The following is a 15617-nucleotide window of genomic DNA, read 5'->3' as shown; positions in this document are numbered from 1 at the left end:
GTCCTCAAACGCCGGACGGGCTGAGGAGTTCCCCGCGCATGACATGATCATGTAGCGACCGCTCCCGAGTCCAACTCCGGGGAGCGGCCGTCTTTTTGTGTCTCCCTTTTTGTGTCTCCGCTCCGAGGATCAGCCATCGTGTTCACGTCCCCACGGACCGCGTTACTTCCCGCTCTCACCGCCCTGGCTCTGCTCGCCGTGGGCTGCTCGGCGCCGGGGTCGTCGCCCGAGCCGTCCGGCGCCGGGCAGGCCGCTCCCGCGCGCACCAGCACCTCCGCGCCCACGGACCCCGGCCCCCGCTCCGCCGGGCAACTCGCCGTCGGCAAGGGCCCGGTGGCCTCGGCCACCCCGACCGCCGTCGCCGGGGCCACCAGCGGTGGCCGTCCCGCCCGGAAGTCGGCGCTGAAGATCACGTCGTTCGACCGCCGCAGCGGCCGCGCCGTCGTCGCGGCGCCGACCCGGCCCGTTAAGCCGACGCCCACGGACAAGACGCCCACAGACAAGACGAGGGTGCGCGGCTCCCTCGCCGTCGGTGACGTCATCGCCAGCGGGCCGGTGCCCGGGGCCCGTGACGGCGTCCTCGCCAAGGTCACCCACGTGCTCGGTACGAGCGAACGCGGCACCGAGGTCAAGACCGCCCCCACCACGCTCGACACGGTGCTCGGCGCCGCCGAGGCCAAGGGCAAGGTGCCCGTCGACCCGGCCTCCATGGACGTCGAGCCGCTGGTCAAGGGCGTCAAGGTGTCGTGGTCGAAGGCGGGCGGCGCGCGGTCGGGGCCGCACGGCACGAGCGTTCCGCTCGGCAGTCTGCGCCTTGACGTCGGCGCCGGGATCGCCACGGCCGATGACGCCCCGGCCAGCGCGGCCGCGTCGGTGTCGGGCTTCGTGCAGCTCGCACCGGAGGTCGAGTTCGGCTACGACGGAACGGGCGGTTCCGGTGCGCCGGGCGGTGCCTATCTGGGCCTGTCCGGCGACTGGTCCTCGCAGTGGCAGCTGAAGGGCCGGGCGGCCGCCCACACCCCCGACGGCAAGCCGCTGCGGATGCCGTTCGCCAAGCTGCACGCCGACCCTGTCATCCAGGTCGGCCCCGTCCCTGTCGTGGTCAACCTCGACCTGACCTGCTACGTCGCGGTGGACGCCGACGGCCGGGTCAGCGTCGAGGTCAAGGAGAACGTGAAGGGCGACTTCCGGGTCGGCGGCAGCTACAGCCGCGCGCGGGGCTGGCACGCCGTCAGCGAGTCCGACATCAAGGCGTCGCCGGTCAAGGCCCGCGTCGAGGCGGCGGGCAAGGTCAAGGCCACGCTCGGCGCGGAGGCCACGGTCGGCCTCTACGGCGTCACGGGCGTGACGGCCGAGCTGGCGCCGTACCTGCGCGGCGAGGCCGAGGCCCGCGCCACCGGGGCGAGCGACGGCACCGGCAAGGCCGTGGGCCACTGGCTGGTGGCCGGCGGCATGGACCTGTCCGGAGCACTCCTGTTCCATCTGAAGATCTTCGGCACACCGGTCTTCGAGAAGAGAATCCCGCTGGGCACCCTGCACCGAGAGTGGAAGCTGGCGGAAGGCAGCTCCTGAACGACAGAGGTCAGGGAACGCGCCCCGAAGGGGCGCGGGGAACTGCGCGAGCAACCCCCACACACCCGCACCCGAAGGGGGGTCCAGGGGGCGCAGCCCCCTGGTTTCGGTGAAGGGGCGGGCCTGGGGCGCCCCGCGAGGCACCTACACCCGCACCGGACCCCCCACCCCCACCGACGCATAAGCCGCCGCCACGATCCGCAACGTCCGCAACCCCCCTTCCCCATCCGCCACATCCATCCCGTCCGCCCCCGCCCCCGCCCCCGCCCCGAACAGGAACGCCCGCAGCATCCGCTCGTCCAGATCCACGCCGAACGGCAGCCCGAGCCCCGTGCGACGGCGCTCGCTGAAGCCGTGGACCTGCTGGTCGAAGGCGTCCATCTCCAGGGTGGCGCGCTCACCGACGACGGTGAGGTGGAGCCCGCCCCAGGAGTGGTGGGAGCGGGGGTGGGACCAGCTGCAGTCGATGGTGGCGACGGCGCCGTTGTCGTAGGTGACGGTGACGAGGCCGCTGGTCTCGGCGGCGACCTCACCCTCGTACAGGAGGTTGTTGGTCTGCGCGTACACCTCCACCGCGCGGGCGGCGAAGAGGTCGTCGAGGAGGTCGGCGATGTGGACGGTGTGGTCCATCAGGGCGCCGCCGCCCGCGAGTTCGGGGTCGGCGAACCAGCGCCGGGCGCCGGTCGGCATCGAGCCGTTGTTGGCGCCGGAGACGGCGAGGACCCGGCCGGTGCCGCCGGTCGTGACGGCCCGCTTCACCGCCGCGTACGCGGGGCTGAAGCGCACCGGGTAGGCCACCGCGAGCCGCACTCCGGCGGCGCGGCACGCCGCGAGCATCGCCTCGCCGTCCGCGACGGTGGTGGCCAGGGGCTTCTCGCACAGCACGTCGACGCCGTGGGCGGCGGCGCGCTCGACGAGCGGGCGGTGCCGGGCGTTCTCGGAGCACACGATCACCGCGTCGGGCCGCCAGGCGAAGGCCTCCTCGTACGTGTCGGCGTACCGGACGCCGAGCGGTTCGGCGACGGCGCGGCCGCGGGACTCGCCGGGGGCGGCCAGGGCGGTGTCCGGGTCGCTGCCGAGGACCTCCACGCCCGGCATGTCGCGAAGGAGGCGCAGATACGTGGCCGCGTGGACGTGGGCGAACGACAGGACGGCGACCTTCATCGTGTGACCTCCGCGAGGGCGACGGCGCGGCCGGTGCGGCTGGACTCGATCGCGGCGCGCGCGATCCGGACGGCCGCGATGCCGTCGTGGGCGCCGACGCGCGGTACGACGTCGGGGTCGTCCCAGGACGCGGCGAACTCGCGCAGTTCGCTGAGGTAGGGGCTCTCCGTCATCGGGGACGACGGGATGCCCTCGTTGGGGGCGCGCACGCCCTGCGCGGTGATGCGGAAGCCGGGCACGGCCGCCGAGTCGTGGTGCAGGACGCCGTCGGCCCCGGCCACCCGGAACGTGGTGCGGAACGGCTGGTCCGGCAGCCCCCACAGGCCGCTGACGTGGCTGATCGCGCCGGAGGCGTGGGTGAGTACGGCGGTGGCGGTGACGACCTCGGCCGGGGTGCCCGTGGCGTGCTCCGTGCCGCGGGTCTGCGCGTGGACGCGGACGACGTCGCCCGCCACCCAGCGGGCGATGTCCAGGTCGTGCACCATCAGGTCCATGATCACGCCGCCGGACTTGGCGGGGTCGCCGAACCACGGCGCCCACTGCGGCCGGGCTCCGCCCCGCGTGAAACGCAGCACGGCGGGCGCGCCCACCTCGCCCCGCACGACGGCCTCGCGCAGGGCCGCGTACGCCGGGAAGTAGCGCACCACGTGCGCCGGGTGCAGCCGTACGCCCGCCGCGTCAGCGGCCGCGGCCATGTCGGTGGCGTCCGCGACCGTCAGCGCGAGCGGCTTCTCGCACACGACGTGCCGGCCCGCGCCGATCGCGGCGAGGGCGAGGTCCTTGTGGGTGGGGGTGGGGGTGCAGATGACGACGGCGCGGCAGCGGGCGAGGAGGTCGTCGAGCGTGGGCACGGCGGTGACGTCGTGACCGCGCTCCGCGTACTCGGCGGCGAGCTTCTCGGCGGAGCCGTCGTGGGTGTGCACGCTCACCGTGGCGCCCAGGTCCAGCCAGCCCGGGAGGTGGGCGCGGGCGATGCCGCCCGCGCCGAGCAGGCCGATGTGAAGCGGTGGCATGGAGGGTGCGGTCCTTTCTGTGGGTCGTCGGGCGGATCCGTCGGTCGTCGGGCGGGTCTGTCGGTCGTCGGGCGGGCGCGGGTCAGCCCTTGGATCCGGTGGCGGCCACGCTCTGTACGAAGTGGCGTTGCAGGAAGACGTACACGAGCAGCATGGGCAGGCTCGCGATCAGCGAACCCGCCATCATCACCGGGTAGTTGGTCTCGTACTGGCCCTCCAGGGAGGTCAGGCCCGCGCTGATCGGCATGGCCTGGGGGTCGGTGTTGACGATGAGCGGCCACAGCAGGTCGTTCCAGGCGGCCATGCCGGTGATGACGGCGAGGGCGGCGAGCGCGGGCCGGATCAGCGGCAGCATGATGGACCAGAAGATCCGGAAGGAGCCCGCGCCGTCGATGCGGGCGGCCTCCTCGAGCTCCTTGGGCAGCGCGAGGAAGGCCTGCCGCAGCAGGAAGGTGCCGAACGCGCTGAACATGCCGGGCAGGAAGAGCGCCGGTGCCGAGTTGAGCAGGCCGAGCCGCTGGATGATGTCGTACTGCGGCAGGACCAGGAGCGAGCTCGGCACCATCAGGACGGACAGGAAGAGCCCGAACAGCACGTCCCGGCCGCGGAAGCGCATGCGCGCGAAGGCGTAGGCGGCGAGCGAGCAGAACACGAGCTGGCCCGCGGTGCGCCCCAGGGTGTTCAGCGCGCTGTTGGTGAGCATCTCGCGGAACGGCAGGGCGGTGAACACCTCGTCGAAGCTCGACGCGTTCCAGTCGTCGGGCAGGAACGTGGGCGGGACCCGGGAGACCTCCGCGAGGGACTTCAGCGCGGTGAGCAGCTGCCACAGGAACGGGAAGACCATCACGAGCGCGCCGAGGGAGAGCGCCAGATGGGTGGCGACGGAGCCGGGGTCGAACCGTCGCGGGCGCGCGGCGGACCCGTTGCTCCCGGCCGCGGTGCCTTCGGCCTGCTCGGCCGCGGTGCCGTCAGCCATAGTGCACCCACCTCTTCTGGAGCCGGAACTGAAGGTATGTCAGGGCCGCGATGAGCAGCATCAGGAGGAAGGCGAGGGCTGCCGCGGCGCCCTGGGCGTTCTCGACGAACGCCCACTTGTAGAAGAGGCCGACGACGGACTGGGTGTCGCCGACCGCCGGGTTCCGCTCGGCCATCATGATGTAGATCAGGTCGAAGGTCTGCAGGGACTGGATCATGCAGATGACGGAGGCGAAGAAGATCGTGGGGCTGAGCAGCGGCAGCGTGATGGTGAAGAAGCGCCGGAACACCCCCGCCCCGTCCAGCTCCGCGGCCTCGTAGTAGTCCTGCGGAATGCCCTTGATGCCCGCCATGAAGATGATCAAGTAGTAGCCGGTGGTCGACCAGACCATCACGGCCCCGATGGCGAAGACGGCGGTCGACGGGTCGGAGACCCAGTAGTGGCGGTCCACGCCGACCCAGCCGAGCACCTCGTTGAGGAGCCCGAAGTCGCCGTTGTAGAGCCAGTTCCAGACCAGGCCGACGGCGACGGGCAGGGTCACGAACGGCACGAAGTACAGGGCGCGGTAGACGGCGACCCCGCGCAGGCCCCGCCGGTTGAGCAGGGCCGCGACCACGATCGCGACGGGCAGCGCGGTCAGGCCGATGCCGCAGTAGATCAGGGTGTTGCCGAGGGCCTGCCAGACGGTGACGTCGCGGACGACGCGCGCGTAGTTGTCGCCGCCGGTCCAGGTGTGCCCGCCGAAGGGGCCGAACTCGGTGAAGCTGAAGTAGAACGTCTGGATCATCGGCCAGAAGTAGAAGACGGCGAAGCCGATGCCGAGCGGGGCGATGAACCAGTACGCGGCCTTCTCGTTGCGCGACTTCGGCCGCGCGCCCGCCGCGGGGGCCCCGCGCCCCCGGGCCCGCGCGGCCGCCGTCGCCGGAAAGACACTCATCAGGCGCGCTCCTCCTTCAGGGCCCGGTCCATCTGCTCGCCGAGGGTGCGGGCCGCGTCCTCGATGCCGCCCTTGCCGCTGAACGCGGCGCCGAGGAGCGGGTACTGGAGGTTCTCCCAGACGGCGGTGTTCTTCGAGCTCGGGTACGGGACGCCGTACTCCTCCATGTCGATGAAGGACTTGAGGTCGAACTCGGGCATCGACTTCAGCCAGGCGTCCTGCGTGCCCGCGTAACTGGAGATCGTCACGCCCGACTTGGCCTGGATCTCGGCGGCCTCGCGGCCCGCCATGAAGTGCACGAACTTCCAGGCCGCCGCCTTCCTGTCGCTCTTGGCGGAGATCACGTTGGCGAGGCCGTGGATGACGGTGGCCCGGCGGCGGCCCTTGGGCAGGACGGTGACGCCGCCGTGGTCCTTGAGCGCGGGCACGGCGTACATCTGCCCGGCCATCGCCGACAGGTCGTAGACCATGGCGGTCTTCTCCGACCAGTAGCGCACGCGGGCGACGTTCTCGACCATCGCGCTCTGCGGCGGCGACCAGCCGCGGTCGATCATGTCGGTGAGGAAGCGCAGGCCCTCGATGGACCGCTCGTCGCCGAACCCGGAGTGCCCGTCGCGCAGGACGTAGCCGCCCGCGCCGAAGACGGCCGGGTACAGGACGATCTGGCGCTGCATCTCGGCGGCGAAGCCGTGCACGCGCTCGCGCGGATCGGTCAGCTCGGCGGCGGCGTCCCGCAGGTCGTCCCAGGTCCAGGTGGGGTCGGGGTACGCGATGCCCGCCTTGTCGAAGAGGGCCTTGTTGTACCAGAGGCCGATGGTGTCGAAGTCCTTGGGCAGGCCGTACTGGGTGCCGTCGTACGCGTAGAGCTTCACGAGTTGTTCGGGGTGGCGGTCCACCGGGGTCCGGTCGCGCTCGATGTGCTCGGACAGCGGCTCCAGGACGCCGTTGGCCGCGTACAGCTGGAAGTTGACGGCGTTCATCCAGAACACGTCGGGTGCGGTGCCGCCGCGCATCGAGGTCTTCAGGGTGGTCCAGTAGCTGGCCCAGGGCGTCAGCTCGATGCGTACGTCGACGTCCGGGTTCCGCTCGTGGAACGCGGCGATGATCTGCTTCATGCCCGGCACCTGCGCCGGGTCCCACATGCCGTACGACAGGGTGGTGCGGCCGCCGCTTCCGGTGCCGCCGCCCCGGTCCGAGCAGGCGGCGAGCACGGGTGCCGACGCCGCCGCAAGGCCGGAGCGGAGGAGGGTCCTCCTGTGCATGCGCGCCTCCGCTTCGGGTTGGGGTTCGGGGGAGGTGGGTGCGGCGCCGCTTCGGAGAGGTCGGGCCGCCGGGGGCCGCTAGTCGGCCGGGTCCGCGAGCAGTTCCTCCTCGACGCGGTCGAGTGCCTTGCGCACGGCGCCCAGGGCCACGCCGCGCTCGCCGAGCGAGCTGAGCGCGATCCGGGGGACGTGCAGGGTCAGGGGGCGCAGCCGCTCTTCGAGGAGCGGCACGAGGTGGGCGCCGAGCGGGGTCGCGCCGCCGGTGAGGACGACGAGCTCCGGGTCGACGGCGAGCGCGAGGGCCGCGATGCCGGGCGTGATCCGGTCGGCGAAGTCCGCGATGGCGGCGAGGGCGCGCGGGTCCATGGTGTCCGCGGCGCGCGCGAGGGCTGCGACCTCGGACTCGCCGGAGCGGCGCGCGCCGGGCCAGGTGAGGGCCTCGTGGGCGGTGTTCATGCCGAGCAGCGGGAGCAGGCCGAGCTCGCCCGCGCCGCCGCGCCCGCCGCGGTGCAGCCGCCCGCCGATGGTCAGGCTGCACGAGACGCGGTACCCGGTGAGGACGCACACCACGTCCCCGGCGAGCGTCGCGGCCCCCTGCCAGCGCTCGGCGAGCACGGCGAGGTTCACGTCGTTCTCGACGAGCGTGTGGCCGCTCTCGCCGTCGGCCAGGAGGCGGACCAGGTCGACGCCGGACCACTCGGGTACGACGACGGAGGTGATGTAGCCGCCGGCGTCCACGACGCCGGGGACGCCGACGCAGCGGGCGAGCACGGTGTCGCGGCGCACTCCGTGGGCGTCGAGGAACGCGTCGACGCGGCCGCGCAGGAAGGCGAGCCGGGGGCCGCCGCCGAGGCCGGGGTCGATGTCGGCGCGTTCGGCGGCGAGCACGGTGCCGCCGAGGTCGGCGAGGAGCAGGACCATCTTGTGCAGCCCTATGTCGGCGCCGACGACGTGCCCGGCCTCGCCGCGGAAGCGGAAGCGCCGCGCGGGGCGCCCCCGGACCCGCTCCCCCACGCCCGCCTCGGTGACCAGGCCCTGCCCGCCGAGCTCTTCGAGGGCCGCCTCCACGGTGGGCCGGGAGAGGCCGGTGCCCGTGGCGAGTTCGGCGAGCGTCTGGGGGCTGCGGCGGTGCAGGGCGCGCAGGACGACCGTCGTGTTCAGCCGGCGCAGATCGGCGAGGTCGTGGCCGCGCGTCCGTTTACGCATCACTTCTGCACTCCGAAAGGCGTGAAGGAGCGGCCCGGTGGACGGCATCGGCCCGCCCAACACCGGGATTCGGGAGGAGAGTTGCATAAAGCGGTGGCGCCGGGAAGACCCCGCGCACGGACTTTCCCGAACAGGCGGACGAGCCGCCCGCCGCGCTCCGGGGCGGCGCGCGGGCCACGCCCGGTACGGTCTCGGGTCCGGCCCCGAGAGCGCTCGGGCCCCGATGCCGCCCACCGTCCGAGGAGTTGCCGCATGGCCGCAGACCCTCCCGCCGCCGAACGCCCCGACACCGGCAGGCCCCACCCCGCCCGCGTCTACGACTGGTTCCTCGGCGGCACCAGCCACTATCCGGCGGACGTGGAGCTCGGGGAGCGGATCGTCGCGCTCGACCCGGCCGCCGTCCACGGCGCGCGGCACAACCGGTGGTTCATGCAGCGCGCCACGCGTCACCTGGCGGGCCCGGCCGGGATCCGCCAGTTCCTGGACATCGGCAGCGGCATCCCGACCGAGCCGAACCTCCACACCATCGCGCAGGGTGTCTGCCCCGACGCGCGGGTCGTGTACGTCGACAACGACCCGGTCGTCCGCGCGCACGCCGCACCCCTGCTCGCCGAGGCCCCGGCGGGCGACACCGCCTTCCTCTACGCGGACGCGCGCGATCCGGAGCGGATCCTCGAACTGGCGGCGGACGTCCTGGACTTCACGGAGCCGGTGGCCCTCTCGCTCGTCGCGCTCATCCACTTCGTCAGCGACGAGGAGGGCGCGTACGACATCGTGGCCCACCTCGTGGACGCGCTCGCGCCCGGCAGCCATCTGGTGCTCTCGCAGGTGGCGGGCGACGTGGAGCTGAGCTGGGTCAAGGAGGCCGTGGACCGGTACGTGGAGAGCGGGGTCACGCTCGTGCCGCGCTCGCGGGCGGCCACGGAGCGGTTCTTCACGGGGCTCGACCTGCTGCCGCCGGGCCTGGTGTCCCCGCCGGACTGGCGGCCGGAGCTGGGGGTGGGCGAGGTGCGGGAAGGGCGGACGGTGCCGCTGTACGCGGGGGTGGCGCGCAAGCCGTAAGCATTTCCGTCATCTTGACGATAAGAGGGCTCGCCCAATATCGTCGTACTGACGAAAACGGGAGGGCTCCTCATGGCCGACATCACCCGGCGCCTCGGGCTGCGCCACCTGCGCTCAGCCCCCACGGCCCACATCCGCCACCACCAGCACGGCAAGCTCGTCCACGACGGCCCCGGGCTCAGCTTCTGGTTCCGGCCGCTGAGCGCCGCACTGTCAGAAATACCGGTCGACGACCGGGAGTTGGCGGTCGTCTTCCACGCCCGCACCGCCGACTTCCAGGACGTCACCGTGCAGGCCACGGTGACGTACCGGATCGGCGACCCGGCGCTCGCGGCGGCCCGCCTCGACTTCTCCGTCGACCCCGACACCGGCGCCTGGCGCTCGGCCCCGCTGGAGCAGCTGTCGACACTGCTCACCGAGTCCGCGCAGCAGCACGCCCTGGACGTGCTGGCCCGCACACCGCTCGCGGCGGCCCTCGCGGACGGTGTCGGCGCGGTCCGCGAGCGGATCACCGAGGGGCTTGGCGCCGAGCCCCGGCTGCCCGCGACCGGCATCGAGGTCGTCGCCGTCCGCGTGGTCGCCGTCCGGCCCGAGCCCGAGGTGGAGCGCGCCCTGCGCACCCCCGCGCGCGAGCGGGTCCAGCAGGACGCGGACCGGGCCACGTACGAGCGCAGGGCGGTGGCCGTCGAGCGCGAGCGCGCCATCGCCGAGAACGAGCTCGCGAGCCGCATCGAACTGGCCCGCCAGGAGGAGCGGTTGGTGGAGCAGCGCGGCACCAACGCGCGTCGCGAGGCCGAGGAGAACGCCGCCGCGGACGCCGTGCGCGCCGAGGCCGAGGCCGCCCGCACGGTCCGCATCGCCCGCGCCGAGGCGGAGGCGGCCCGCACCGTCGGCGAGGCCCGCGCGGCGGCCCAGACGTCCTGGCTCGCGGCCCACGCCCACGCCGACACCACGACCCTGCACGCCCTCGCCGCCACCCGCCTCGCCGAGAACATGCCGCGCGTCGAGAGCGTGACGGTCTCACCGGACGTGATCTCGGCGCTGCTCGCGGGCCTCGGGCGCGGGGGCGGCCGTACCGCGGCAGGCGGTGACCGCACATGAGCCTCGCGCCGCGCGCCGTGCTCGTGCACCGCGTCACCGAGTACGAGGAGCTGATCGCCCGTCATGGAACGCACGGGCATGCCGCGTTCTTCCTGGGCTCGCGGGGGCGGGACATCGACGAGGTCGCCGGGCGGCACCGCCGTACGCGCCGCGCGCTCGCCGACGTCGCGGCCGCGGTGCCGCTGCGCTGGCGGCAGACGCGGGTGGAGCGCGCCGATCTCGACCGGTTCCTGTTCGCGCCTCAGGACGTGGTGGTCGTGGTCGGGCAGGACGGGCTGGTGGCCAACGCGGCCAAGTACCTGACGGGCCAGCCGGTCCTGGGCATCGACGCCGAGCCGGGCCGCAACCCCGGCGTGCTCGTGCGGCACCGGCCCGCCGACGCCGCGAAGCTGCTGCCCCACGCGGCGGCCGGCGCGGCCGGGGCCGAGGAGCTCACCATGGTGGAGGCCGTCACCGACGACGGCCAATGCCTTCGCGCCCTCAACGAGATCTACGTCGGCGCGGCGGGCCACCAGACCGCCCGGTACCGGCTCAGCTCCGGCGCGGGCCAGGACGCCGCCGAGGCCCAGGCCTCCTCCGGCGTCCTCGTCGGCACCGGGACCGGGGCGACCGGCTGGCTGCGGTCGCTGTGGGGACAGGGCGACGGCGGGCTCCGGCTGCCCGCGCCGCGGGAGGCCCGGCTGCTGTGGTTCGTGCGGGAGGCGTGGCCGTCCCCGGCGACCGGCACGTCCCTCGTGCGCGGGGAGCTGACCGGGGATCAGCGGCTGTGGCTCACCGCCGAGTCGGACCGGCTCGTGGCCTTCGGGGACGGGATGGAGGGCGACGCGGTGGGCATCGGGTGGGGGCAGAGCGTGCGCGTGGGGGTGTCGGGGGTCGCGTTGCGGCTCGTCGGCTGAGCCCGCCCCCGGTCGGCAAGATCGCAGGTGGGGCCCGGTGCCGAGGGGGCACGCGGGTAGGGCAGGATGGGCGGCCGTGTCGGGGCAGGTGGCACCGACCACGGGAGCGTACCGGCCGACCACGGGAGAACGTTGATGGACCGAGCCCTGACCCTGCACGACCTGACGATCGCCGGTATCGCGGCGCTCTCCGGACTCGCCGCGGCCCTGCTGCTGCGGGCGACCCTGCGCTGGCTCGGCGAGCGCGCGAGCCGGACGAAGTGGGGCGGCGACGACGTCCTGGTGGACGCCGCGCGCGCCTTCCTGCCGTGCGCCGCGATCGCGGCGGGCCTGGCCGCGGCGGCCACGGCCCTGCCGCTGACGCCGCGCACCGGACGCAACGTCAATCTCGTGCTCACGGCACTCCTCATCCTCGCCGCCACCGTCACCGCCGCGCGGATCGTGGCGGGGCTCGTCAAGTCCCTGGCCCAGTCGCGCTCCGGCGTCGCGGGCTCGGCGACCATATTCGTCAACATCACGCGCGTCGTGGTGCTCGCGATCGGCTTCCTCGTCGTCCTGCAGACGCTCGGCGTCTCCATCGCGCCGCTGCTCACCGCGCTCGGCGTGGGCGGCCTCGCGGTGGCGCTCGCGCTGCAGGACACCCTCGCGAACCTGTTCGCGGGCGTGCACATCCTCGCCGCGAAGACGGTGCAGCCCGGCGACTACATCCGCCTCACCAGCGGCGAGGAGGGCTATGTCGTCGACATCAACTGGCGCAACACGGTGGTGCGCAACCTCTCCAACAACCTCGTCATCATCCCGAACGGCAAGCTCGCGGGCACCAACATGACCAACTACACCCGCCCCGAGCAGGAGCTGTCGATCATGGTGCAGGCGGGGGTCGGGTACGACGCCGACCTCGACCACGTCGAGAAGGTCACCGTCGAGGTCGTCGACGAGGTGATGCGGGAGATCACCGGCGCCGTGCCCGACCACGAGGCGGCGATCCGCTTCCACACGTTCGGCGACTCCCGGATCGGCTTCACGGTGATCCTGGGCGTCGGGGAGTTCAGCGACCAGTACCGGATCAAGCACGAGTTCATCAAGCGTCTGCACCGCCGCTACCGCGCCGAGGGCATCCCCGTCCCCGCGCCGACGCGGACGGTCACCGTGCGGCAGGGCGAACTGCCCGTGGAGGTCGCGCCGATCCCGCACCAGCGGGCGTGAGCGGAGTTCCCGAAAGCCCTTGCATAAGTGGCTCTTTAGGGGGTGCGAACGGCCCGTATAGGAGCAAATTCAGTCGCATATGACATGCGGGAGTGTCCGGCGCCCACGCACAGGGCAGGGCACACCCGCCGTACAGCGCCCGGATCCCCGCTCCGCGGGAGCCCCAAGGCCGGTCGTTTCCGGCCGAACGCCAAAAGTAGTTGAAAAGTTACACCTTGTGGTCACGGGACCGCATGAAGACGATCGGCCCTGCCCGATTTCGACCGACCGTCCTCAGCCCTCCCCGAGGAGACTCCCGTGACCGACCGCCTCTCGCTCGCACCGGATTCAGCACGGCAGCTCGCCAGCGCCACCAAGACGCCGCCGCAGATGCTCGGCACCACCCCGCGCTATCTGCTGCGCGCCCTGCCCTGGGTGGACCTCAAGTCCGGTGTCTACCGCGTCAACCGCCGCCGCACCTTCGTCCTCGGCGACGACCGCATCGCCACCCACTCCGACAACGGCACACACCGCGTCGTACCGGGCGACCTGCGCGAACTGCCGTATCTGCGGGACGCGGGCGAGGACTGCCTCGGCGAGCTCGCGAACGCGTTCACCGAGGTCCGCTTCGAGTCCGGCCAGGTCCTCGCCCAGGAGGGCGACCGCGCCGACCGGCTGTGGATCATCGTGCAGGGCCGCGCCGAGAAGCGCGTGACCGGGCGCTACGGCGAGGAGCAGCTGCTCGAAGTCATAGGCGACGGCCAGTTCTTCGACCTCGGCGCGTGGACCCGCGAGGAGCCCACGCCGTACCGGGTGCAGGCGCTCACGCCCGGCACCGCCCTGTGCGCCGACCGCGGCGCGCTCGCCACGATCGCCGACCGCGACGAGCGGGTCCGCTCCTCGCTCACCGCGTACGCGAACGGCAACGGTCACCGGCCGGGCGCCGAAGTGCCGGTGGACCTCACGTCGGGCCACGTCGGCGAGCCCGACCTGCCCGCCACGTACGTCGACTACGAGGACGCGCCGCGCGAGTACCACATGACGCTCGCGCAGACCGTCCTGCGCGTGCACACCCGCGTCCACGACGTGTACAGCGGCGACTTCGACCAGACCCGCCAGCAGGCCCTGCTCACCATCGAGGCGCTGCGCGAGCGGCAGGAGTCGGCGCTGCTCAACCACCCCGAGTTCGGCCTCTTCCACAACGTCGCGCCCGGGCAGCGCGTGCAGACCCGCACCGGCTCGCCCACGCCCGACGACCTCGACGAGCTCCTGTCGCGCGTCTGGAAGCAGCCGAGCTACTTCCTCGCGCACCCGAAGGCGATCGCGGCGTTCGGGCGTGAATGTACGCGCCGGGGCGTGCCCCCGGTGACCGACAGCCGGTTCGGCAGCCCGCTGCTCACCTGGCGCGGCGTGCCGCTGCTCCCCTCCGACAAGGTGCCGTTCAGCAACGGCGTGCACACGAACGGCTCGGGCGCGGCCATCGGCACCACGGAGATCCTCCTGATGCGGATGGGCGAGGCCGACCGCGGCGTGGTGGGCCTGCGGCCCGGCGAGGTCGCCGACGAGGTCGAGCCCGGCCTGTCCATGCGGAACATGGGCACCGACCAGAAGGGCATCACCTCGCACCTGCTCACGGCGTACTTCAACACGGCGGTACTCGTCGAGGACGCCATCGCCGTGCTCCAGAACGTCGAGGTGAACAACTACCATGACTACTCCTGATCTCAGGGCGCTGCTGCGGGCCCCTGAGCAGGTGCCGGCCACCGCGGCGGCACCGCCGACGGAGCCCGTGACCCAGGCGCCGGACATGGCCGCGACGCCAACACCCCAGGTGCCCGGAATGCCCACGGCACCCTCCGTGCCCACGGTGCCCACGGCCCAAGTCCCGGGCCTGCCCGCGACCGACGTACCCACCACCGGCGTACCGGCCGCGCCCGCCGAGGTCCCCACCACACCCCCGGCCGCGCTGCCCGCAGGGCTTCCCGCCACCGCCCCGCCCGGCGGCTTCTCCCCCGAGACCGCCCGCAAGGACTTCCCGATCCTGCACCGGACCGTCAACGGGCATCCGCTGGTCTGGCTCGACAACGGGGCGACCACGCAGAAGCCGCGCCAGGTGATCGAGGCGCTGACCGCGTACTACAGCGCGGCCAACTCCAACATCCACCGCGGCGCGCACACCATGGCGCGCGAGGCAACGGAGCTGTACGAGGCGGGCCGCGCGGCCGTCGCCCGGTTCCTGGGGGCGCCGTCGCCCGACACCATCGCGTTCGTGCGCGGCACCACGGAGGCCGTGAACCTCGTGGCGCAGAGCTGGGGACGGGCCACCCTGGAGCCCGGGGACGAGATCCTCGTGTCCGTCCTGGAGCACCACTCGGACATCGTCCCCTGGCAGCTGATCGCCAAGGAGACGCACGCGCGCGTCGTGCCGGTGCCGCTCACGCCCGAGGGCGAGATCGACCAGACCGCGTACGCGGACCTGCTCTCGGCGCGCACCCAGCTCGTCGCGATCAGCCACGCCTCCAACGTCCTCGGCACCGTGCCGCCGGTGCGCGAGATGACGGCGCTCGCCCATCGCTACGGCGCGAAGGTCCTGGTGGACGGCGCCCAGGCGGTGGCCCACATGCCGGTCGACGTGACGGACCTCGACGCGGACTTCTACGCGTTCTCCGGGCACAAGCTGTTCGCCCCGACGGGCATCGGCGCGCTGTACACGAAGCCGGACGTGATGGCGGCGATGCGCCCGTGGCAGGGCGGCGGCAACATGATCGATTCGGTGAGCTTCGAGCGGACGACGTTCGCGCCGATGCCGCATCTGCTCGAGGCAGGCACCGGTCACATCTCGGGCGTGGTCGGCCTGTTGGCGGCGATCGACTGGCTGAGCGCGTTCGACCGGGAGGCCATCGCGGCGTACGAGCACGCGCTGATGACGTACGCGATGCAGGCCATGGCGACCGTGCCCGGCCTGGAGGTGATCGGCTCGGCGGCCGAGCGGATCGCGGTCATGACGTTCACGCTCGCGGGCCACGACCCGGCGGCGATCGCGGACTGGCTCGACCGCGACGGGATCGCCGTCCGCGCGGGCCACCACTGCGCGCAGCCCGCGCTCGCGCACTACGGCCTGGAGTCCGCGGCCCGCGCCTCGCTCGCGCTCTACAACACGTCCGAGGAGGTGGACCAGCTGGTGGCGTCCCTGCTCCGTCTGCAGGCGAGCGCCTGAGCGGCGCGGGGACGCCCGGGACCCGG

General features: G+C 73.0%; 13 protein-coding genes. 7 read left to right on the top strand and 6 right to left on the bottom strand.

What is annotated here, in order from left to right:
- Positions 1–138: 138 nt before the first annotated feature.
- Positions 139–1572, top strand: a complete 1434-nt coding sequence (locus tag ACFWZ5_RS21300) for a hypothetical protein (RefSeq protein ID WP_384806921.1) — start codon at positions 139–141, stop codon at positions 1570–1572.
- 144 nt (positions 1573–1716) lie between these two features.
- On the opposite strand, the gene ACFWZ5_RS21295 is transcribed toward ACFWZ5_RS21300, so the two are convergent.
- The 6 genes from ACFWZ5_RS21295 to ACFWZ5_RS21270 form a co-directional block, all read right to left on the bottom strand.
- Positions 1717–2736, bottom strand: coding sequence for a Gfo/Idh/MocA family protein (locus tag ACFWZ5_RS21295; RefSeq protein ID WP_384890936.1), 1020 nt, complete (start codon positions 2734–2736; stop codon positions 1717–1719).
- A complete protein-coding gene (locus ACFWZ5_RS21290; protein ID WP_384792951.1) occupies positions 2733–3749 on the bottom strand; it encodes a Gfo/Idh/MocA family protein in 1017 nt (338 codons plus the stop codon). The genes ACFWZ5_RS21295 and ACFWZ5_RS21290 overlap by 4 nt, the downstream gene beginning before the upstream one ends.
- Before the next feature lie 82 nt (positions 3750–3831).
- On the bottom strand, positions 3832–4725 hold the full coding sequence (locus tag ACFWZ5_RS21285; protein ID WP_384792948.1) for a carbohydrate ABC transporter permease: 894 nt from the start codon (positions 4723–4725) through the stop codon (positions 3832–3834).
- Positions 4718–5662 carry a carbohydrate ABC transporter permease gene (locus ACFWZ5_RS21280; RefSeq protein ID WP_384792945.1) on the bottom strand — a complete coding sequence of 315 codons (945 nt, stop codon included), beginning with the start codon at positions 5660–5662 and terminating at the stop codon, positions 4718–4720. The genes ACFWZ5_RS21285 and ACFWZ5_RS21280 overlap by 8 nt, the downstream gene beginning before the upstream one ends.
- Positions 5662–6924 (bottom strand): ABC transporter substrate-binding protein, encoded by a 1263-nt coding sequence (locus ACFWZ5_RS21275; RefSeq protein WP_384792942.1) that lies wholly within the window; start codon positions 6922–6924, stop codon positions 5662–5664. Before ACFWZ5_RS21275 ends, ACFWZ5_RS21280 begins: the two co-directional genes overlap by 1 nt.
- A 78-nt stretch (positions 6925–7002) precedes the next feature.
- On the bottom strand, positions 7003–8130 hold the full coding sequence (locus ACFWZ5_RS21270; protein ID WP_384792939.1) for an ROK family protein: 1128 nt from the start codon (positions 8128–8130) through the stop codon (positions 7003–7005).
- Between the two features lie 252 nt (positions 8131–8382).
- On the opposite strand from ACFWZ5_RS21270, the gene ACFWZ5_RS21265 reads away from it, so the two are divergent.
- The 6 genes from ACFWZ5_RS21265 (at position 8383) to ACFWZ5_RS21240 (ending at position 15591) form a co-directional block, all read left to right on the top strand.
- The gene (locus tag ACFWZ5_RS21265; protein ID WP_384792936.1) at positions 8383–9192 is read left to right on the top strand and encodes an SAM-dependent methyltransferase; all 810 of its coding nucleotides are present in this window, start codon (positions 8383–8385) and stop codon (positions 9190–9192) included.
- A gap of 72 nt (positions 9193–9264) precedes the next feature.
- Positions 9265–10293: an SPFH domain-containing protein gene (locus ACFWZ5_RS21260; protein ID WP_384792933.1), complete on the top strand. Its 1029-nt coding sequence runs from the start codon at positions 9265–9267 to the stop codon at positions 10291–10293.
- A complete protein-coding gene (locus ACFWZ5_RS21255; protein WP_384792930.1) occupies positions 10290–11189 on the top strand; it encodes a hypothetical protein in 900 nt (299 codons plus the stop codon). The genes ACFWZ5_RS21260 and ACFWZ5_RS21255 overlap by 4 nt, the downstream gene beginning before the upstream one ends.
- A gap of 135 nt (positions 11190–11324) precedes the next feature.
- Positions 11325–12395 carry a mechanosensitive ion channel family protein gene (locus tag ACFWZ5_RS21250; protein ID WP_384792927.1) on the top strand — a complete coding sequence of 357 codons (1071 nt, stop codon included), beginning with the start codon at positions 11325–11327 and terminating at the stop codon, positions 12393–12395.
- A gap of 297 nt (positions 12396–12692) precedes the next feature.
- On the top strand, positions 12693–14096 hold the full coding sequence (locus tag ACFWZ5_RS21245) for a family 2B encapsulin nanocompartment shell protein (RefSeq protein ID WP_384792924.1): 1404 nt from the start codon (positions 12693–12695) through the stop codon (positions 14094–14096).
- Positions 14083–15591, top strand: a complete 1509-nt coding sequence (locus ACFWZ5_RS21240; RefSeq protein WP_384792921.1) for a SufS family cysteine desulfurase — start codon at positions 14083–14085, stop codon at positions 15589–15591. Before ACFWZ5_RS21245 ends, ACFWZ5_RS21240 begins: the two co-directional genes overlap by 14 nt.
- Positions 15592–15617: the final 26 nt, after the last annotated feature.

The organism is Streptomyces sp. NPDC059003, from assembly GCF_042740445.1.
Classification (GTDB): Bacteria; Actinomycetota; Actinomycetes; order Streptomycetales; family Streptomycetaceae; genus Streptomyces.
The sequence above is the reverse complement of the archived record's forward strand: the minus strand, read 5'-3'. Positions and strand labels throughout refer to the sequence as shown.